This is a genomic window from Haloferax gibbonsii ATCC 33959, from assembly GCF_000336775.1.
Classification (GTDB): Archaea; Halobacteriota; Halobacteria; order Halobacteriales; family Haloferacaceae; genus Haloferax; species Haloferax gibbonsii.
On the sequence record NZ_AOLJ01000001.1, the window covers coordinates 1 to 20,334 of the forward strand.

17 protein-coding genes are annotated in these 20,334 nt (G+C 53.0%); 12 read left to right on the plus strand and 5 right to left on the minus strand.

All coding sequences use genetic code 11. The annotated features are described in order from the left end of the window. Window positions 1–346, plus strand: a 346-nt coding sequence (locus C454_RS19580; RefSeq protein WP_004971294.1) for an SWIM zinc finger family protein, incomplete at its 5' end; no start/stop codon positions are given. 35 nt (window positions 347–381) lie between these two features. Here the strand turns inward: C454_RS19580 and C454_RS00005 are convergent. After that, window positions 382–567 carry a hypothetical protein gene (locus C454_RS00005; RefSeq protein WP_049904842.1) on the minus strand — a complete coding sequence of 62 codons (186 nt, stop codon included), beginning with the start codon at window positions 565–567 and terminating at the stop codon, window positions 382–384. A 374-nt stretch (window positions 568–941) separates the two neighbouring features. On the opposite strand from C454_RS00005, the gene C454_RS19585 reads away from it, so the two are divergent. The 8 genes from C454_RS19585 to C454_RS00030 all read left to right on the plus strand — a co-directional run bounded on the left by C454_RS19585 (window position 942) and on the right by C454_RS00030 (window position 11,049). Further along, entirely contained in the window at window positions 942–1,868 is a 927-nt protein-coding gene (locus C454_RS19585; RefSeq protein ID WP_081605164.1) for a transcription initiation factor IIB, read from the plus strand. A 199-nt stretch (window positions 1,869–2,067) separates the two neighbouring features. Beyond that, window positions 2,068–3,801 carry a DUF262 domain-containing protein gene (locus C454_RS00010; protein ID WP_004971297.1) on the plus strand — a complete coding sequence of 578 codons (1,734 nt, stop codon included), beginning with the start codon at window positions 2,068–2,070 and terminating at the stop codon, window positions 3,799–3,801. Between the two features lie 224 nt (window positions 3,802–4,025). After that, the gene (locus C454_RS00015) at window positions 4,026–4,310 is read left to right on the plus strand and encodes a hypothetical protein (RefSeq protein ID WP_004971298.1); all 285 of its coding nucleotides are present in this window, start codon (window positions 4,026–4,028) and stop codon (window positions 4,308–4,310) included. Between the two features lie 173 nt (window positions 4,311–4,483). Beyond that, window positions 4,484–4,840, plus strand: coding sequence for a DUF7344 domain-containing protein (locus C454_RS21310; protein WP_455428720.1), 357 nt, complete (start codon window positions 4,484–4,486; stop codon window positions 4,838–4,840). A 150-nt stretch (window positions 4,841–4,990) separates the two neighbouring features. Beyond that, window positions 4,991–7,885 carry a hypothetical protein gene (locus C454_RS00020; protein ID WP_004971299.1) on the plus strand — a complete coding sequence of 965 codons (2,895 nt, stop codon included), beginning with the start codon at window positions 4,991–4,993 and terminating at the stop codon, window positions 7,883–7,885. Window positions 7,886–7,964: 79 nt separating this feature from the next. Continuing rightward, window positions 7,965–8,999, plus strand: coding sequence for a tRNA-guanine transglycosylase (locus tag C454_RS19590; protein ID WP_160163075.1), 1,035 nt, complete (start codon window positions 7,965–7,967; stop codon window positions 8,997–8,999). Then, entirely contained in the window at window positions 8,996–9,892 is an 897-nt protein-coding gene (locus C454_RS00025) for a hypothetical protein (protein WP_004971300.1), read from the plus strand. The genes C454_RS19590 and C454_RS00025 overlap by 4 nt, the downstream gene beginning before the upstream one ends. Then, the gene (locus C454_RS00030) at window positions 9,892–11,049 is read left to right on the plus strand and encodes a BREX system ATP-binding domain-containing protein (RefSeq protein WP_004971301.1); all 1,158 of its coding nucleotides are present in this window, start codon (window positions 9,892–9,894) and stop codon (window positions 11,047–11,049) included. The genes C454_RS00025 and C454_RS00030 overlap by 1 nt, the downstream gene beginning before the upstream one ends. Window positions 11,050–11,073: 24 nt before the next feature. Here the strand turns inward: C454_RS00030 and C454_RS19595 are convergent, their stop codons facing one another. From C454_RS19595 to csa3, 4 genes are all read right to left on the minus strand, one after another. Next, on the minus strand, window positions 11,074–11,535 hold the full coding sequence (locus tag C454_RS19595) for a 6-pyruvoyl trahydropterin synthase family protein (RefSeq protein WP_081605158.1): 462 nt from the start codon (window positions 11,533–11,535) through the stop codon (window positions 11,074–11,076). Window positions 11,536–12,705: 1,170 nt separating this feature from the next. Next, entirely contained in the window at window positions 12,706–13,749 is a 1,044-nt protein-coding gene (locus C454_RS00035; RefSeq protein ID WP_049904843.1) for a hypothetical protein, read from the minus strand. Further along, complete coding sequence (locus C454_RS00040) at window positions 13,749–14,222, minus strand: hypothetical protein (protein ID WP_193363447.1); 474 nt, start codon at window positions 14,220–14,222, stop codon at window positions 13,749–13,751. The genes C454_RS00035 and C454_RS00040 overlap by 1 nt, the downstream gene beginning before the upstream one ends. Window positions 14,223–14,283: 61 nt before the next feature. Further along, entirely contained in the window at window positions 14,284–14,934 is a 651-nt protein-coding gene (gene csa3 / locus C454_RS00045) for a CRISPR-associated CARF protein Csa3 (RefSeq protein ID WP_049904844.1), read from the minus strand. Window positions 14,935–15,283: 349 nt separating this feature from the next. On the opposite strand from csa3, the gene C454_RS20960 reads away from it, so the two are divergent. From C454_RS20960 to C454_RS00060, 3 genes are read left to right on the plus strand one after another with little or no spacing between them, the layout of a single operon-like run. After that, window positions 15,284–16,111, plus strand: coding sequence for a hypothetical protein (locus C454_RS20960; protein ID WP_239639818.1), 828 nt, complete (start codon window positions 15,284–15,286; stop codon window positions 16,109–16,111). A 2-nt stretch (window positions 16,112–16,113) separates the two neighbouring features. Continuing rightward, on the plus strand, window positions 16,114–16,977 hold the full coding sequence (locus tag C454_RS00055) for a hypothetical protein (RefSeq protein ID WP_004971307.1): 864 nt from the start codon (window positions 16,114–16,116) through the stop codon (window positions 16,975–16,977). Continuing rightward, entirely contained in the window at window positions 16,974–20,333 is a 3,360-nt protein-coding gene (locus C454_RS00060; RefSeq protein ID WP_004971308.1) for an Ig-like domain-containing protein, read from the plus strand. The genes C454_RS00055 and C454_RS00060 overlap by 4 nt, the downstream gene beginning before the upstream one ends. Window position 20,334: the final 1 nt, after the last annotated feature.

Consider the following 20,334-nt stretch of genomic DNA (forward strand, 5'->3'; position numbering starts at 1 on the left):
GGCGTTCGCGTTCGAACTCCTTGATGGCGATGTCCGTGTACGCAACGAGAGCTATGCTGACCCAACCGCGCACGAGTACCGCGTTCGAATTCGGGATGGCGTCCCCCATTCGTGTTCATGTCCTGCTGATGCGAGCGGTGACGGCCCGTGTAAACATCGGGTTGCAGTCGCGATTCGTCCCCAAGTACTCGAACTCGCCGTGCAGATGCGTGTCGTCGCAGATGGTGGGTCAACATCGAGCGGCGATGATGACACAACAGACCTGCCCTGCGAGTGTGAACAGCTATCTGAAACTCTTCCCTGTTGGAACTGCGTCGACGCTGGGCGGCGTGATCTGTCTGAATAGTCGTTAGTGAGTATTTCGTACGTCACTAGTACTCGTTAGTCGTCGGACTGTTGGGACGCAGTGTACGCATCAGCAAACTGCTCGCGCATCTCTCGACGGAGCAGTTCGCTCATGACTTCGTAGACGACTGGCTGTGGGTACTTCTCGAGGAGGCGTTGGACGTCGGCTGCACATTCGCTTTTTTCAGTCGCAAAGTTCGCAGTCCATGGTGAGCTACTCATACCAGATAGTAATTTGTTGTCTCAGTTAACTGTTCGCCTGGTGAGAGATTCCTACGACCGCAGTCCGCGACTCGTGGCCCACAGATATCGATAACTCGAGTGTGCGAAACGCGGTGGGCACGAGGCCCACGAGGGAGTTATCAAGGGGTGGGCGCGGATGGCTTGGTACGCGATTTCGCACCCGTTGCAGAGCAGGGCGCGTCTTGTGTGACACGACGAGCCTGCAACGGCAGTCCACCTGCTAGCATGTTTGGTATTGTGGTTCAGTCATTTAATGACCGCCAACCGAAGCCAACCTGTCCGAGACGGCGACGGCGTTTTTTGAGCCCCTGACGGGTGCGGGGCGCAGCGAGATGCGTCGCGCGGTGTTCGAGATGGCGACACGAGATGTCTACGAGCGACAGTTCGACGAATCGTGCGGGAAATCCTGTGGGAACGCCTCTTGTCCAGAGTGTGGTGGTCAGGTCATTACGGACGCTGGCGAGCAACGGTGTGAGTCCTGTGGGCTCATCATCGACGGGCACGGCATCGACCGCGGCCCGGAGTGGCGATCGTTCGAGCGCACGGAGCGAAAACGAGTGGGCGCGCCGCGAACGCCGACTCGACACGATCACGGTCTCGCTACTGAAATCGGCCGACATGTCGACGCGAACGGGACACCGATACCGGGCGAGCGCCGACAGCAACTCTCCCGACTCCGCACCCAGCACAGTCGGAGTCGGTACCAGTCGAGTCGTGAACGTCGGCTCGCGCATGGCTTGGACGAAGTCCGGCGACTTGCCGGTGCACTCGACCTCCCTGATAGCCTGCGTGACCAAGCCTGTCGGTGCTTCCGATCTGCTCAGCAGGCGGATCTGTTGCCAGGACGGTCGATGGAAGCAGTCGCGGCTGCGAGCGTCCATGCAGCCTGTCGATGTGCGGGGCTTTCGCGGACACTCGCTGAACTCGTCCCACTCGCACGGGTGGCTGAATCGCGCGTCCGATCGGCGTATAACGCACTCAATACAGAACTCGGGCTGCCTGCGAAGCCAGTTCCACCGGTTGAGTTCGTTCCGCGAGTGGCAGACGCACTTGACGTGACGGACCAGATTCAGCGACGAGCACGGTCGTTAGCCGAGGCATCAAGCGATGAGTGGACTCATCGAGGCGCGAACCCGCATGCGGTCGCGGCAGCGTGTGTGTACACCGCGGCGGCAGAACGAGACTGGCCACTCACGCAGGCGCGTGTTGCAGCGGTGAGTGATACTTCAACCGAAACGGTTCGAACGCATCACCAAACATTGTGTGGAGTAGATGCGTAATATCCCTCGTGGTCCGTAATTCTGGTATGTTAACTATACAGTTGACACCAGTACTGAATAACTATCTTTATTTCAGAAAAGTAAAATAGGTGATTCATTATCGTAGGTCTGACTGAGGTATCCCAAAATTAGGGTACTAAACGTTGCTGCGGGATCACGTCGTCACGTTTATTTTATCAGTGCCGATACCCCCGTGTCAATGGGAAGTAATCTTGAAATCTCGGCTTCGGAGGCTGATCTACAGAATATCTTCACCCGAAGCAACCGTTTTACAGTACCCGACTACCAGCGCCTGTATTCTTGGAAAGAGTCGCAATGGGTGGAGTTCTGGAACGATCTCACGAATATCGACGAAGATGACACGCATTTTCTAGGATCAATTGTCGTCATTCAACATCAGAAAAAGTACGACGAACTCAACGAGTTAGAGCTCGTCGACGGTCAACAGCGAATCACGACAATTTCGCTGCTACTGCGGGTTATGCGTGACTTCTATCGGAAGCATTCGGATGGTGGGTTAGGTGACAAAATCGATTCTGACTATCTCCACGAGACCGATTTCGATAACGATCGCTACCCGAAACTTAGCCTCAGTCGGTTCGAAGATGACGACTATCAGTCTATCCTTGACGGTGACCCCACTACTGTCAATGAGGATAGCCAACTTCGGCAAGCGTACGAATATTTCCAAGAGCAGGTCTTCGACTGTGATGTCGAGACGATTGATCAATTGCGGAAGCGACTTCTCGGGTCGATGACGCTCGTCGTTGTTGAGTGTGACAGTACTGCGTCTGCATTTCGATTGTTTGAGACACTCAACAATCGTGGCCTAGAGCTGTCGGCAGTCGATCTCATGAAAAACGCGTTGTTGCAGGTCGCGTCTGAGAAGTACGGTGGGACCGACCGAGAGACGTACGAGCATATCCGACAACAGTGGGAACACGTCCTCGAGAACGTCGTCTATGAGATCAACAACCCGGACCGGTTCTTCCGGCACTATATGATGTCCCGGGAGGACCCCGATATCGAGGGGAGTGTGACGTCACGGACACTCTACGATACGTTCCGGGATCTCATTGAAAACCAACTCCCAACTGACGAGACCGATCTCGTTGGGTATGTCGATGGAATGGTTGAGACCTCTGAGTTGTACGTTGGATTCACGAAAGCCAACGTTGACGCGTTTAGTGGGCGAGCACAGAAGCGAATCAACCGCCGTCTTCGAAATCTCAATGATATCCAGTCGTCACACTCTCGGACGCTTATGCTCCGTATCTTCGAGGAGTTCGATGAGTACGATCAGATTCTGAGTGTTCTGCGACTGCTTGAAGTGTTCATGGTCCGTTGGCGCGTTTCAGGTAACCAAACCGGAAGCAAACTGGACCGGATTTTCTCCGAGCTTTGTTCTGATGCATTCGATACGACTGACCCCGTCCAAACGATCCAAATGCGTCTAGCTGAGGAGGCACCTGGTGACGATGAATTCCGCTCACGGCTTGCGAATAGCGACTTCAGCCGGAATGCACAAACAAAATACCTTCTTGATACGATTGAGCGGCGACACTACATGGAATCTGGCGAAGGAAAGGATTACGACCGCGCAACAGTCGACATTGAACATATCGCCCCACAGCAAGCGTTCACCGCGAAAAAATACAGTTCATGGCGTGACGTCCTTGGGGTCGGTAAGGCGGAGTTCAACCAGTACCGAAATCGCCTCGGCAATCTCACGCTCCTCGAAGAACGTCTGAACGAGTCCGCGAAGGACAATCCGTTCGAACAAAAGAAAGACCAGTATAAACTGTCTGATTTCCAAATGACGCAAGAGGTTCGCGAACAGTACGACGAGTGGACTATCGAACAGATCGAAGACCGATCTGACCACCTTGCGGAAATCGGGGTTCAGATTTGGGATTTCGAACGATTCGTGTAGTCTCGGTCCCAAGTACTGTGTTAGCTGTTCGTTGAGACCAGTTTCCTCCTGTCTTTGCGGTAGTTTTGTGGCCCCCAAATGGTGAGGGCACCAGCAATTCAGGGTGGAACGCTCTGAGAGTGGTGTTCGAATAGAATATGTATCCGAGAAAATCAAAACGGCATTTGGTGAGTAGTCAACTGACTACCGAAGGTTCAAGTCTTGAACAACCATCGGGTTGAAATATGAGCGGGCACCAATCTGAGACGATTCATTTTGAGTCTTCGGCGGCAGTTCGCGATTTTGTGGATGAGCATATTGAGGAGTACCGCTCGGTCGCTGAACAGTATGACTCATACGAGGCGGCGACTGCAATGCAGGATGATTTCAACCTCTGCCCGTGGAGTATCGCCACACAGTTTGATGCCCCCGTTCCCTTCGACGAGCTCGCGGGGCCAAACCCGATTGATGGTGTAACTCACCTCGCGATCCTCTGTCTCGAAGACATCATCCTCGAGTTCCTTGATTGAGGGCCAGGTCCGTGTCAATAACTGCTGGCGCTTCTAGTTGATTTTTTGCTCCAGAGGGGTGGGAGCATGTCAGTAAGCACCCAACAAGCTTCGAACACGAACGATTCAGTTGTATCAACTTCGTTGTGGCGACGTAGTTACGACCGACGATGGCTTGCCGGTGATCGGTGCGTATGAGTACCCAATTCTCCTGCCCTACTGCAGCAGAAGTTTTTGCATTGCTGGGGAACCGTCGTCGGCTCCTCGTTGTCCGTTACCTCTCGCTGTTTAGTTGCGGCCAGACAGTAAGTGTCCGTCACGTTGCACGGGTCATCTGTGGCATTGAAACAAACACGCCGCCGAGTCAGGTGACTTCTACTGCGTATGAATCAGTATACAACGGTCTAATTCAAAATCACCTACCACGGATGCACGAGCATGGACTCATTCAATATGACGAGCGTGGCAAAGAGATCGGTGTTTTAACCGATGTGTTCTACTATGCGTATCTCGTTTCGTTGGTGAGTCTACCGCGAACTCTCCACCAGTAGCGCAGAACCTCTCGGTGTCTGAGACGCTAAAACATCCCTCACGAATACTGGTAGTGCCCACAGATATTCTCGTTTATACGCCTCGATGAATCAGAGATAGAGACATACATAAGGAGAGCTGGAGTTATGGCTAGTAAGGTGATCTAATCTGTGCGATTCTACGTTCCAGAATGGGACGACGCTGTCGATGCTCACTATGATTTCGAGCACGACGAACTCTCTGCGATTGACCGCTCAGAGCGGGAACTTAGCTACATCTGGGATATCTTTGAGTATGGCACGACCCCGATTGATGGCGTTCTAATTTCGCGCGAGCAGGTCGAAACGACGAACCGCAAATCTGAGCGATTACGGAAACACGGTGTCTACGACGACCCTGTCCTGTCGATTCCGGACTGGCTTCCAACAATCAGTGACTGTGGTGCGTGGGGCTACAAATCTCTCCCTTTCCCCCCGTACGACAACGCGGAGATGCTGGATTTCTACGAAACGCTCGATGTCTCTGTGGGCGTCACAATCGATCATCTCGTGTTAGGGTCTGGAAAAGACAAAGGTCGTCTGTATCTCGATGAACGTGCTTTCAGCGATGGATTTTCTAAAACAGATATCCCTGACCGGATAACCGATGTCGTCGACCTGATGGTCGATGAATGGCCAGACGAGTGGCCAAGTTACGTCGATGACTACGAACCGAGTCTCCGGACACATGAGGCTGTCAGCCCCTTCATACAGTCTGACTTCGAAGGTGAGGTTGATACTGTCCTCTCTACATTAGCTTCAGACCCGCGGGCGGTTTATCGTGCTGACGACGCTGCGTTCCGATACGAATTAACGCTCGACAATGCCCAAGAGATGTACAAGCAGTACCAAGCCGGAGAGTATTCATTCCGGCTGATGGTTGCCATCCAGGGATGGGATCCGTCCTCCTATGTTGAGGCGCTTGAGCATGTTCTCGAGATTGGCTACGATTATGTCGGAATTGGTGGTGTTGCTGGGAGTCCGATCCACGACGTCAGAAAAATCGTGAAGAGTGTCGGAAAGTCAGTCAAAGCATTCGAGCGCGAACACACCTGCCGGATCGATACCCACGTGTTCGGGTTTGCGAAGACCGAAGGGTTCGACGCAGTCGGTCGTTCTGGAATGACGAGCTTCGACAGCGCCAGCATGCTTCGTTCGGCATGGACTGGTGGTGACAACTATCGACTAACCAACGACGAGCGGTATGACGCGATTCGTGTCCGATACCCCTCGAATCGGGATTCGTTGCACGAGTCAGTCGAAAAGTCGCTCCGTGGACGAGAACTGTTAGTTGCGCTGCGAGCGTACGACGCCAAGAGATCGCTCTCAGCGGCTGTTGACACGTGGTACGAAACAGCAGCGGCGGTTATCCCCGAGACGCGAGAGTATCTTCGAGAACACCGCCATGAAGATCGGTATGACCAGTCGCTTCTGCAAGATATTGAAGAGGCGTTCCGTGACGACTTCACACACGCCCGCGAGTTGCAGGCGAGTTTCAGCGACTCTCTCCGTGGAAAGCTTGTGAAACTGCTGCGCAAAGACAGTCCCGAAGACCCAGTCCCCTTCGCGGAGTACGACGAGTTACTGAATACTGCAGCGACTGCATTCGCCGACTTCCCGCGAATACCCACACTTATTGAAGACGCCGAACCGACGCCGCTTGAGAGAATCTGGACTGCAGTCGAGGACTACGCTACGTGGATCGGTGATGATGACCTCCTCGAAGACTACCGTCGCACGCTCGCGAACCGACCTTGGGAATCTTGTGAGTGCCCAATCTGCAGCGAACACGGTATTGAAGTCTGCATCTTCCGTGGGAATGACCGGAACCGACGGCGTGGATTCCACAACACACGCCGGTTCTACGACGAGTTTACTGATTCGATTCCGAAGATTCTCGTAGCGGTTCAGGGATCTGCAGGGCTCAGTCGGTATGATACGATTGAAGACTATCTCCAAAACGAAGAGCCAGCGTTCTGGGAGGCCGTCCATGATCTGCCGGTCGCTGAGATCGGTGTGTTCGATGCGGCAGGTGTCCGTGAGTGGTGGACAGAGACGGGCCAAACTGTTTCCTTTGCGCCAACACGGATGCGAGAGAACCTTCAAGAGCAGGCGAACCGCTACCAGCACCTGTTCCTTGTCACGCCAGACGGTGACGTCGATACTGAGCTCACACAGGCGGTTGAGGTAAGTGACTGCGAACTACAGGCATTCTCCAGTCCAGCGGACCTACGACGCGAGGTTCTGGAGGCGTGTGGTGAAGACTACGTTGTTGGTGATGACTTCGTCCCGCACGTCCCCCAATTGGACCCTACTGACGGCCTGAATATTCTCGTTGTCGACCAATGCTCTGGGAGCAAGGAGTTCCCGGACGGTGCACCGGTATTCGATGCAGAGGAGACGCTTGAATATTCACGAGAAGAACTCCTCGAACGAGATAACGTTCCCCAGATTGCAGCACGCGACCTGTATACTGGCCGCCAGCAAAAGTATGTTCGAGAGGCTGTTCGGACACTTCGCGATGACGGGCACGAGGTTAGTCGGTATTTCATTAGTGCCGGTTTCGGACTCGTGTCAGAATATGACCCGCTCCCGCCATACGAAGTCACGTTCAGTTCGATGAACGTCAGCGAGATTCGCCACCGCTCGTCTGAGTTGAATATCCGCCCCGACTTGGAGGACGTCCTCAAGCAGAGTGATTACGACGTCGTCTTCTTCACACTCGGAAGTGACTATTACACGAGCATTGACATTGACTCGCTCGTCCGAGACGTTCCTGCGGACCAGATCGGTGTTGTGTTTAATCGTGATCTGGTCAACGACCAATATGACAATATTGTGTCAGTTGGTGCACGAACTGAAGACGCAAAAAATCACGGCACAATTGTTGTTGGCCTGAAGGGGGTATACCTCAAGAACTTCGCTCGCCGTGTTGGGACTGTCGACTCACTCGACCCAGATCTCGTTGAAACACTTTGTCGGGAAGTCGTAGAGGGGCCAACACAAGCAGCACTTGAGCAGTACTAATTGACAATGCTGGCTTTGTCAGTAATCTTTCTATTAGGCCATTATCTAAGTAGGCCAACAGCCTATCCGAGCGGGAGGCATGTTATACAGACGACGAACACTCGATCTCCCACACGGAGAACTAGAGACACCTGTTCTCTTCCCCGTCCGTAATGTGGGAAAACGGTCGAGTGACAATACTCCCCCCTACATTGGATCAATTCCTGACTTACCAGTCGCCATGGTCAATACCCGGGCAATCCGGAATCGGAAACCGATGTGGGACCGGTTGACAAATGGAGTCACACTCCGGGAAGAGATGGATGTTCCGGACGAAACGATCGTTTTTGCTGATAGTGGTGGCTTCGATTTTAGTTCGGAGGAAGTCGACACTACCCCAGCAAAAACCCTCGAAGCACAGCAACGACTAGGTGCGGACATCTACGGAACTGTTGACATTCCACTCTCTCGTGAGAACCGAGCAGCAGAGAATCAGCGTCGAGTGAACCAGAGTATCGAATATGCACTAGAGGCGAGTGACCAACACCCTGGTGACGCAGTCCTTTTCGCAAGTGTGCACGGATATGACCCCGAGACGGTTCGGAACTCCATCGCACACCTCGAAAAACACGGAGACTTTGATGGTTATGCTCTTGGGAGCATGGTTCCAATTCGAACAGATTATAAAAAAGTAACTAAGCTGATATTAGCAGCACGAACTGCAACAGACAAGCACCTCCACGTCTACGGACTTGGTGGGCTTGTATACCAACCACTATTACTATATCTGGGTGTTGATAGCTTTGACTCGTCAGCGTTCATTCGGAGTGCCGGAAATCGGAACTATCTGATACCAGGGTTCGGTGGTGAAGAGTTACGGAACATCGAGGAGTTAGAGCGACTTCCGTGTCCGTGTCCAGTCTGTGGACCACGGACACTCGCGGAGATTCGCGAGGACCGCTCTGCACTCGTGCAACACAACCTGTGGGCGTTAGCGACCGAACTGCGGCGGTTCCAGTACGTTGCTGAATCTGGACGAGACATCGAAGAGTATCTCGACCTCAGGTTCAACGGAAACGAGGTCACGAAGCGTGCATACGAAACTGCAAAGCAACAAGTCCGGAGGCTCACATGAGCGACGAACGACCGACGATACGCCCGGTCACGCTGAGTCGGTTGGTAGAACTCACCTATAGTTGCGAAGATGGCTATAAGTCGACAGAGGAACTTGCAGACATCCTCGATGTGACCCACCGCCGCGCCCGCGAAACAATTCTCGAAGCGACGCGGATCTCGCTCTTATCTGAAGAGGAGGATATCGACGGCGCCATCTATACTACAACAAGTATCGGCGAATCATTCTTAGCTGCTATTCGAGCCGAAGATTGGGACAAAGCGAGCTCAATCCTTGCCGTCCGGAGTCCGCATTACGGTGCGTTTCTTGAAGCGCTCGACGCGGTAGACAACGTTGGTCTTGACAGCCTCTTAGAGCATCTCGAAGAGACTCACGAATACTCACCCTACTCGTTCAACCAAACCGGCATCGAAATTGTTGGAGACTGGGCTGAACGTCTCGGAAGCGTACAGCGAAATGCGTTCACAGGGAACTACTACCTCTCCCAGACAACCGAAATCCCTCGTAACTTCCATTTCATCGTGCTTGACGCATACGACGATCTTGAACAGACTGCTGGTGTTAATTTACGGCAGCGGTATCTCTCAATTCCAAAACTCAGAGAGGAGATCTGTGAGCGAATCGGTTGTAAGCGGGACGATTTCGATGACGCAATCCTTGCGCTGTGCCAGCAAAACGTCGGAAAACTCGAACTCTCGGGAGCACCCATGGATACTGCTGCCAAGGACGCTGCACTAGGCATCAAACAACTCGAGCTTGCGGATGAAGGGCCACTAATCACTACCTCACAGTCAACACAGCAAGTTATGTCAGGCGTCGAATTGTACGGGAAGAAATACTACTATCTCGCGGTTCACGACCGCGACATCACCTTTGAGCAGGAGGCACACTAATGTCCAACAACTTCACCATCACCGATCAGCAGCGAGACTACTCACAGTACGACCTTCGCGGAAACCCATTCCCCTACAGTCCAGTCCCCGCAGAGAACCCCGAGATATTTTGTGGCCAAGACCACGTCTCAGAGAAAATCAGTTCGACGGTGTCTTCGGTGCTGTCTACTGGGAAGTCGAAACACCTCGTCGTGACTGGCAAATACGGAAACGGGAAATCGCACACGCTAAAGTACACTCGCTCGCTCCTTCGTGATCGCGATGACGTCGTTGTCGGCTATGTCGCACAACCTGGTGAGGGGTTCCTCGACATCTACCATGAGTTTGTCTACGACCTCGGGTTCACTCACCTTCAGAACTTAGCCTACGAGTTCCTTGCCTCAATCACGCAAGAATGTACGGACGAGTCTCCAGCGAGTGCAGCAGCGATGCGATCGCTCATCGACGAGGGAGACGTCTTGCTGTCTGAGATCATCCCTGAAGCAATCAAGCAATTAAGCGATATCACAAAGTTCGCCGACTTCGCTCGTGCCATCGTTCATATGATCTACGAAGATACCAACCTCTACGCTTGGCAGTGGCTGACAGCTGAGGGAATCCGCTACGAGCAGCGCAAAGAGATGGAGATTCACAGCGCCCTTGATGATGATACGATGGGGGTTCGAGCATTTACAGCGCTCAAAAATATGCTTCTCGAGTTAGGGTATACGGCTGTCTTCGTTTTTGTCGATGAGTTCGAGAGTATTGCTCGACTCTCTCCAAAAAACGAACAAGCGACGCTGAATAGTGTTCGTCACCTCATGGACCAGAACAGTTCTGGTCTCTGCTTGCTCTTCGGGTGTGCACCCGAAGTGTGGCAGGATGTCATGAGCGAATACCATGCATTCAGCGAGCGTATCGGCCAAGAAGTGACGCTTAAGCCACTCACTAGCGAGCATCTGTCTGATCTCATCGCAGATTATCTCTCGTTAGAGCGCGTAGACGGTGGTGCGGAAGAGTCGCTACGACCCTTTACTGAAGAGAGTCTAAATCTGATTCTGCAGCGCTCACAGGGAAATGTTCGTCAAATCTTAGCGCTCTGTAGTCGGCTCCTTGACGATGCTGCAGACGCTGACTATGAGACGATTTCCGTCGACGTAGTTGAGGAGGTCATCTAACTCTGGATTGATGCGTGAAGACATTTACTCAGCACAGAGCTCATTCGTCTCTGCAATCTCTATGGAGACATCCGATATGTTGTCCGGTAACGACTCGAGCAGTCGGTTTTCGAGAACAACAGCCATTACTTCTACTGTCGGTGGGTGGTCAAGGACGACGACGGCATCGCCATCTCCTGACTGAGTAAATGCATCGATGAGTGGGTCACCCTTCTCCAGAAGGAAGCGGTGGTCCCACTCATCGATAGTACTCGTTATATCTGCCTTGTCGACGAGCCATCCCTCTTCTGTTAGCGTGCCCGTGACTGTGACGGATATTTCGTAGTTGTGTCCGTGTGGTCGAGAACACTTTCCCTCATGGTGAATAAGTCGATGGCCTGAACTGATTCGAATCGGCCGGTCTTGTCCGATATGGAGTGTTCGTTCACCGGCATCAGATAGCGTGGTTCGACTGGACTCTGATTCCTCTGATATTCGTCTAGTCATACTCCAATATTATCTAGGTGGTGGAAAAGTGTTCTGTTGACTGAAAGTGAACCAAATCCGCATAAGTGGATCTGTTGAAATCCCCAGTAGGAAATACGCTCGTCCGATAGTTTGACCCGATGCAACCTCTCTCGGAGTCACGGTTACTCTAATTTGACGAGCAGGTGTTCCACTTGGTTCAGTTGCGCCCGCTACTCCTCGAAGGTTTGAATCTGATCTTGCAGCGTTCACAGAAAATTGTTTGTCGAATTTTAGCGCTTAGTAGTCGAATTCTTGGTGATGCTGCAGACGCTGACTATGAGACGATTTATGGATGTAGTTGAGGAGTATTCTAGAAGCAAAGCAGCACCTTTGGAACACATTGAAATAATCAGACAAACACCACTAAAAGTCGGATAGCGTAGTACCTTGGTAGACAGAAGCTGACTCCCATTCACTAGGGCACTCTGCCTCAACTTGTTCAAACACAGCTTTACCGTCCGCCGTTAGTATATATCTGTTTGAGTGAACCCTTGATAATCCAAGGTGTGTCATCCATTTGTAGTGTACTTTTGCACGCGGCGTCCATGAATTCATACTATTGACGCTCGGATAGAGTTCGCTAATTCGCTCCGCTAGCCTCTGAACCGCGGGTGAATCCTGTTTTGTTGGGACAACCTCGGTGGAAAGTTGGTGGAGAGTGGCCAACACCGGTAGATGGTGTTCGTAGTAAATAACCATCCAGAGAAGCACCTTTTCGGTTGTTGAGAGTGTGGATTTCAAGCCAATTCCCAACTTAGAACCGAAGTAACTCTGCTGTACCGGTTGATCAAATACTACTGCTAACCATTGACCAGTACTCGTTAATTTCCCTTCGTCAAGAAGACCGAGAAGCCTTAATAGACGGATGACTTGTTGAATTTTTTTACTACCAACATTACCTCTATCCGATGCTAACACACGTAGATCGTGTTCTGGTTCCTTGTATCGCAACTCAAGCAACTCACACGCTAGCGGCAAATCCTCCCACTCTGGTTGAATCGTAGCTAAGTGCTTGGCTGACGATACCGACATCCCGTTACCACTAACATAGCAACTAACAAATAATTAGTCAATATAATCAGATAACACTGTTTAGTTAGTAACTCCTCAACCGGCGCTCGTCCTCACTGTTGGTTCGGCGTGGCGAGTCTATCGATTCGTCTCGTATTCGGTCGTGATGGCACGATCTCTACGTAGCTTTTCCTTGACACGGTTGCTCCGACAGTCAATATCGAGACGACATCGTTTCCAGTCATCTCCCGATTTTCCGTTCCAGACACCGTATACGGTTACTTTGGGGAACTCGAGAATACCGAAGAGTACTGCGAGGATATAGAGAAGGTCATGAAGCTCATCCCACGTCACGGTGACTTTCCGTGGGGTGTCGACAGGGAAGCTAATGTGCTGCGCTAGGATATCGGCGTCACGTGCCTGTTCAACGAACCCATAGTCGTTACTGAGGAGGATGACTCGTTTGCGGTTATTAGCGTTGTACTCGACGTAGGCCTCGACGATCGACTCGTCTCCCTTCTCGCTCTCGATCGTGTCTGCGTAGTGATGGTCACGCAGTTGCCGGTATTCGTAGAGGCCGAGGAGTCCCTCTCGATTCGCACCAGCAGGTTGGTTGTCAAGTCGAGCGAATTCCGGACCGAATGCGTCCTCGAGCGACCGCGTCTCATAATGGTTGTAGTGCCAGTTGAGTTCGTCGTAGACTCCCGTTGCAAGTGCAAATCCGTTAACTGGACTGCGGCCTGCTGAATTACTGTACGTCGTCGGGTCAAGTTCTAAAACATCGGGCATTCTCCACGCCATCAAGTTCGTGTCGATGCCGAGCACGATCGGCTTGTGTCCGGCGTCGAGATCTGGATAGCCGTATCGATGGAAGAACGTCTCGACTTCGTCGACGTTCTCTATGTCGACAACCCCGGCGGCGACGAGCGCACGCACATACGTTTCAGCATCCGGAAGATCGTTATAGACACGCTCACCGTAGGCTGTCTGCATCTGCTCACGGGTATCTTGATAGGTGAGTGCGCCCTGTGTGAATCGAACGGTCGTATCGACCGGATTCGAGATATCGAGACGGAGTAATTCCCCGATATCCTCACATGGGTGTTTCACGCTGACTGAGGTGATGCCCTCAGTGTACAGGGCATTAAGCAAGTGCGTGACGTGCGCTCGCTCGAGGTACATCAGAATACCACCTGGAAGTCGATAAGGTCAAGCGCCTGATTCGGCACGTCGGGGAAAATACGCCCGTAGAACTGGCCTTCGGAGAGGTAGAGGTAGAAGACATGATCGGCGTCGTATTGGATTCCGGCTTGAAACGCAATCGCGGACATGAACTTTCGTCCTGGTGTAACGTCGACGGCTACTGTCCCGTCGGTCTCGTGTGCCGATAGCACCGGTGTGCGATAATGTTCGACGATCCGCCCGAACTCCGTCTCATTGTCGAGGTTCGTAACGGTGATCTCAGGTGTTTTGCTCCCATATTCGACGACGATCCGTTCTAGCACCGATGTGACACTATCGAGGTAGCTGCTGAGTCCTGGATTTCCGAGGATGTAGATCTCGTCTGGGACATATCCGGATTCACAGGCTGCTGCGAGTGGGTTCGCGACCGATTCAACGTTCGGACTCATCGATGTGACCCAGGCCCTGTCCATAGAGTATCGTCTCGACCGGAAGGCAAAACTCTACGGTGGTGCGGTTAGATTCGGTGACCAGTCAAGAACGTGTTCGAGAGATCAGGATGCGTCCGGTTGTGGTCAGTTCAACAACCTTCGTTTTGCCGTGCGTTTCAGAGGTAACGAGTCCTTGTCGTTCGAGGAGCTTCACGTGTCGGGTAATGGTACTCTTCGAGACATCCATGGCCTCGGTGATCTCAGTAAGTGAGACCGGCGTGTCGAGTGTGACGATGGTCTCGAGTGTCGGCTCCGTTTGTGCCGGTGCGTTCGCCGTGAGGTCGGGGAGGGTTCGTTCCCGGACTTCGCCGTCGATATCGCTGAACTGATAGCTTGCGTGGATATGGTGTGTCCGCGAGAGCGCAGCGACGGTGAGAGGTAAGAAGATATCCCGGGCTCCACCTCCGAAGATGACGACAACCTCCCCGTTGGCAGCATCGATGAGTGTCCCGCAAATTTGGATCGCCACCTCGAAATCGTCGTGCGGTATCTCGGTCGTCTCAATGTCAACACTTGGTTCGATCTGTTCGATCATCCGACGAACGTCGTTAATTGCTTGAGTACCGCGGCTATCATCTGTGGTTGTGGTCGGAATCAAGAGGTCGATGTGGGTGTTGCGCTCGATGCCCTGACTGAGTATAGGCCGTGTTACGCGGGTGCTATCGTATCCTATGGGTGCAATATACGATCGCATTGCCTATGACATCCCTTCCTCGTATATAGTACTGTTGCGCGTATATGAAACAGTTCTAGTCTAGTGTACTATTTCGGAGTGGCCACACTCTTAGGAATCGAGTATCTCTATGGACTCACTATATTTGCGCGAGTGAAACAAACGGAATCTATGCCCTCATGTGTTGTATTTCTCTCTAGTTTGCAATAGTTGTTGCTCCCACGACAGATATAATACGTTAATAGTTCTATCCATTTCCACGAATCGCTATGCAGCAACGAGGGTGCCAATTGTAACCAAACCGATTCATGGCATCAAAAACGATAATCCCAACCATGGATTTATGACACAACCTTCCCCATGCGAGAACGTGCCTAGTCTGCCTTCTATCGAGGATATCCTGAAGACGACGACATCGACCGTCGTCATGCGGGACCCGCAACTCCAGAAGCGCAACAAACACGCACGTGCACAACTCCGGAGTATACCTTTCTTCGTAGAACTCGGCATCGACACCGTCGTCCATGCGGACATCTACGACAATGACTTCAAACTCATTGACTACACTCACTACTCTTCGGGGGACGTTGTGGACACCGTCGATGACATCGAGTTCCCTCTCGTCCATATCACCACTCAGGAAGGAGTCGAGGAATACGGCGAGGAAGAACTCGTCCGAGCATTACTCCAACGTGCCACCGAAGAACGCGAGCGATACATCCTAGTCACCGATACAACCTCGCCTCGTCTCCCGACGTACATCCAAAAGCCGGGGCGGTCTATCGTTGACGACTACGACGTCGCTGTGAAAGACTACAAGAAACTCTCTGCCGACTACCTCGGTGACTACGTCGACTCCGCACTACCGGCGTCTCAGACACGCAATCTCCACTATCACCGGGCCTCCGAGTACCACAAACAGCACGACGCACCCGCAGACACTCTCGAGAACATCTACGATTACACGCGTGCACCCGCAGAGAGTCCCGTCTGGGAACCGCTTTACTACTTCATCGAGCACGATCTCGAGAACGTCCTTGACGAGTATTCCGAGCGTATCAGTGACGCACTCCGATCGTGGACTGAGCGTGGTGAAACCCGGTACGTCGCGAATCAGATGCTCGATGCACTCCGTGTTTGCGAGTTTGAGAAAGAACAGCTAAAAGAATACCAGCAGACCGACCCTCACCTTCGCTAATTATGGCTGACTATCAATTTGCGGTTAACAAGCCGGATCGAGTGCTGATCAACTACAACACAGTTCGTTCAGCCGAACTAAAGGCCGTTTACGAGTCGCTCGTGAGCAATCGGACGGTTCAGAGCATTGTCTCGGACTTTGCACACGAGAAGGAGGACAACGTCCGCAATTGCATCAGCTTCTTGCACGCGATTGACCTCATCGAACGCGGCGGTGACGACCGTGTTGTCTCCCCATTGAACCGTGACATGTTCCCAAATCTCGAATTCGAAGCACGGTTCCTCTATCACCTCCGCCAGCAACGGTTCCCGAAGAACCATCTGACGCGGATTCAGAATGTCGCACTAGAAACCGCCGATCGGTCGGTCACTCTCGACGTTCTCCTCCCGCGGGTGAAGGGTGAACTTGACCAGTACGACTTCGCATGGAACGAGACCAAACTCCGCATGTGGCGGGCGCTCAGTACGCAACTCGGGTTAGTCTCCGAGACGAAAACACGCGGCGTGATCCTGAGTCCGTGTCGTCGCCTTCTCTATGATCTTCTCGAACTCTATGAACAACAGGAGGACAGCACAGACCTGTATAGCGCTCTCACATGGATTGAAGAGAACTTCTTCAACGTCTTCGAGACGACGACTGGCTCGCCTCGGGTCCATCCTGCGATCTCTGATGTCCTTCAAAATATGGAGTCCGAAGACGTTCTCGAACTCCGTGGGATGTCCGACGCCAGAGACACAGTCACGCTCCCTGAATCCGTGCACACACAACGCTCCCGGTCGGTCAACGTCTACGACCTAGCTACACTCCCTGACTCGCCCACCTATCAGTATCCGCTCTCGCAGTTTGAGCAGGTGATCACGCAATGAGTAGAATGTCCAAAATCTGGGATGATAGCGTCGTCCGTGACTACCTGACGCCGGAAGCTCATCAAAAATCTCGCGAACAGTTCCTGAAGACACACATAGACATCGATAAGATCCGAGCAGACTACCTTTTCCCGCACGAGGGAACAGACGAATTCGTCACGCAGGAGGAGTTCCGAGACGCTATCCTCAAATCAAAGGTCGACGACGACAATCGGATATTCATCCTCCGTGGCGAGACCGGAAGTGGGAAAAGCCAGCTCTGTCAGTGGCTCGAATACCAGATCGGCGCTGATCCAAATGAGGGGGACGAGACACACATCGCACTCCACGTGTCCCGGAGTAAGACTGGGATCGGCGATATACTCGACATCATCTCTGGACCGATCGACACCGACGTTACTGTGAGTAACGTCTCGGACCTCGACCCCGAGAAGGTTGCCGACGCGATCATTACCACGCTTCAAGCGTTCGGTGCGGGGATGGAGCAGTTCAGTAAAGACGAAATCGATGCCCTTACTGTAGATCGATCGAATGCAGCCGACCTTTCGTCAATCCTCGAGAAAAATATCGCGGAGTATCAGGAATCCGCGACGAGTGAGGGCGAAAAGCGGATGTCAGACCTCATCACGAAGAAGGATTACAGGGACCTCTCAATGGCGGCCTTCGGCTCGACGAAGGGAAGCGATACACTCTTTCCCGCTTTACAGAGCCAAGTCCACGAAATCCTTTCCCGAAACCTCGGTGTCGAAGACTTCCAAGGGAAACTCGAGGAACTTTCCGAGGAATACGAGAAACGAAATCTCCGTCCCGTCCTCATCTGTGAGGATCTTACGACATTCACTGTCCTCAAAGAACAACTCCTCGATCACATCTTCCAACTCGACAGCGGTCACTACGACGTCGTACTTGGCTGGACGTCCGGTTGGGAGAAGGATGACCTCTCGCGTGCCTTGGGTACGAGCCAGGGCATCAGCACGTACATGGAGGACCGTGCAGAAGGGTACCTTAGTACGACGGACGAGGATGGTCGGGCGTACTTCCTCGACGATGACCTCACCGTCAAACTCGCCCGGAAATACATGTCGGTTATCCTTGATGAGTCAGATATGGACGAGTCACTTGCCGATGGTGTCCTCGAGTCGTTCGACAGTCTGTACCCGTTCAACGAGACGTTCATCGAGGAGTCCTACAACCATCTCATTCAGGATGGAAACAAACGTCGAACCCCCCGCCTACTCTTGATGCGAGTCATTCGAGAGTGCCTGAGCTCAACCGTTCCACCCTTCGACGCGATCGAGGATAACCCGTACGTGGAACCGTTCCCCTCCCCAGTCGATCTCTCGTACACGGAGAGTCTCCAGCGACTCGGCAAGTGGTACGGGAGCGCAACGACGGATCGCCAACTCCGCGTTCACCGCCAGATCCCTGAGACGTTTGACGTTCCGCTGACCGATGTCAATATCGACGACGACTGGGCATATTTACAAGCGGACGTCCCGGCTCCGACACTTAATCTCGGGGTCAGTGAGGGAACGTTCCATCCCGGCGAATACATCACGCTACGGGCGACGCTCGACAACCGTGGCGAGGAAGACGTTACGATTCGTTTCAACGGTAGCGAGATCGCGACGACCGACTCCGACGGTTTCGCTTCCGTTCGGCTTCCGAACGAGAAGGGAGACATTACGTTCCAGGCTGAGAAAGATGGTGAGACAGACGCAACAGCCGTTACCGTCGTGGAACCATCTGACGATACGTCTATTTCGGTCACGGTCAACCCGAAGACGCCAGCGGTGAGTGACGAAGTCACCGTCACAGCACGTGTAAATGGCGAACCACGAAGGGGTGTGCGAGTCTCCATCGACGATAACGAACTCGGCGAAACACGTAGTGACGGGAAGATTCATTTCAACGCGCCGGATACTGGGTCGGCCACCGTCGAGGCAGTCTATGGCGACGCACGCGAGGAGACGACAATCGACATCGAGAGCTCAGACATCCACATTCCCGTTGGAACTGACCTCGACTCGACGACGGTCAAAGAGTACCTCCTCCAGTACCGTAACTGGATCAAGGTTGGTGACGCCTACGACAGTTCGACAGTCCTCCGTAAGGGGACCGCTGGCGTTCTAAACGAGTGGCACGACCCGACTCTCCTCGGCAACCTCAACGCGCGTAACGACGGTGTCCATGGCATCTATTACACACGTGGAGCTGACATTCCGGTCACAATCGTCGGCGCAGACGAGCGTCAGGGGATGAGCTTCGAGCTCGACTTCGGTGTTGAATACGACGATATCTACGAACCGCTATTCTGGTACGGCATTAGCGAGTCGGGCGAGTTCCCCCAAGAAGACAAATATGACCTCAACTACGATCTCCTCCGCGCGTGGACGGACAAACAGGTCGCCGACTTCCGAGCGAAGATGCGTGCCGATCTGGAAGCGTGTATTGACCCGATGACGCTCGAGGAATTCACCGTACTCGCGCAGTTTCTTATTCTCAACGCGAAGACCGGTCAACGCGAGATCGAAGCCGAGATGATGTTCGAGAAACCTCCAGAGGGTGGATTCATCCCCGGTGCCGAAGACGAACAGCCGTCTGCCCTACGAGAAGCGACGCTGGATCTTCTCAAGTCTCGAAACGCTCCGTACCATCTCTCGAAAGGACTGTTTCTCCTCAAGTCGAACGTCGTTGACCGCGAACGTCTCTCGAAGGCTATCCAGAACGTCTCCGAAAACCTCGATCAGTACCTGTTGCAGGCCATGCAGATCGACACAGCGGATCTCTCCAGCGCTTACCAGATCAGCACCACTCGATCGACTGGCTACGGCGTCGACATCCTCTTCGACCGTGTGAAGGCCTATGCGACGACGCTCGACGATGTCTCGGCCGAACAGAACGCCGTGCACGTCACTGAAACCATCGACAGGGTTACCACCTACTATGAACCGAACCACGACCAGGACGACCTCCACGATGCACTCACGCAACTCCATGACGTCCTCGATAAACTGGACGCGAGCAAGTACGAGTCGTGGAAAGAAGCCCGTGAAGCGGTAGCGGGCGACGCAAAGATCGACTTAGGGCAGTTCCGTCAGCGAATGAGGACGTTCGAGGATATCTCCGATAAATATGGCTACAAACTCATCGCGACGCTTCATGACTATGAGGAGAGCCGAGCGACGGAATCGGCATGGGAGATCTACGAAGCGATCGCAGAGATGATCGAGGAAGCAGATGGCGTCACACTCCCAGAAGATGTCGGTTTCCGTGACCGCGTCAGAGATCTCTCAGAGTTTGAGACGTACGAAAAGCGGCGGAATGCCATCGAAACCACACTTGGAGGGAACTGAC

What these genes read in the sequence shown, in the direction of transcription:
- C454_RS00005 (WP_049904842.1), bottom strand. Translation starts at nt 567, where the DNA reads ATGAGTAGCTCACCATGGACTGCGAACTTTGCGACTGAAAAAAGCGAA.
- C454_RS19585 (WP_081605164.1), top strand. Translation starts at nt 942, where the DNA reads ATGGCGACACGAGATGTCTACGAGCGACAGTTCGACGAATCGTGCGGG.
- C454_RS00010 (WP_004971297.1), top strand. Translation starts at nt 2,068, where the DNA reads ATGGGAAGTAATCTTGAAATCTCGGCTTCGGAGGCTGATCTACAGAAT.
- C454_RS00015 (WP_004971298.1), top strand. Translation starts at nt 4,026, where the DNA reads ATGAGCGGGCACCAATCTGAGACGATTCATTTTGAGTCTTCGGCGGCA.
- C454_RS21310 (WP_455428720.1), top strand. Translation starts at nt 4,484, where the DNA reads ATGAGTACCCAATTCTCCTGCCCTACTGCAGCAGAAGTTTTTGCATTG.
- C454_RS19590 (WP_160163075.1), top strand. Translation starts at nt 7,965, where the DNA reads ATGTTATACAGACGACGAACACTCGATCTCCCACACGGAGAACTAGAG.
- C454_RS00025 (WP_004971300.1), top strand. Translation starts at nt 8,996, where the DNA reads ATGAGCGACGAACGACCGACGATACGCCCGGTCACGCTGAGTCGGTTG.
- C454_RS00030 (WP_004971301.1), top strand. Translation starts at nt 9,892, where the DNA reads ATGTCCAACAACTTCACCATCACCGATCAGCAGCGAGACTACTCACAG.
- C454_RS19595 (WP_081605158.1), bottom strand. Translation starts at nt 11,535, where the DNA reads ATGACTAGACGAATATCAGAGGAATCAGAGTCCAGTCGAACCACGCTA.
- C454_RS00035 (WP_049904843.1), bottom strand. Translation starts at nt 13,749, where the DNA reads ATGTACCTCGAGCGAGCGCACGTCACGCACTTGCTTAATGCCCTGTAC.
- C454_RS00040 (WP_193363447.1), bottom strand. Translation starts at nt 14,222, where the DNA reads ATGGACAGGGCCTGGGTCACATCGATGAGTCCGAACGTTGAATCGGTC.
- csa3 (WP_049904844.1), bottom strand. Translation starts at nt 14,934, where the DNA reads ATGCGATCGTATATTGCACCCATAGGATACGATAGCACCCGCGTAACA.
- C454_RS00055 (WP_004971307.1), top strand. Translation starts at nt 16,114, where the DNA reads ATGGCTGACTATCAATTTGCGGTTAACAAGCCGGATCGAGTGCTGATC.
- C454_RS00060 (WP_004971308.1), top strand. Translation starts at nt 16,974, where the DNA reads ATGAGTAGAATGTCCAAAATCTGGGATGATAGCGTCGTCCGTGACTAC.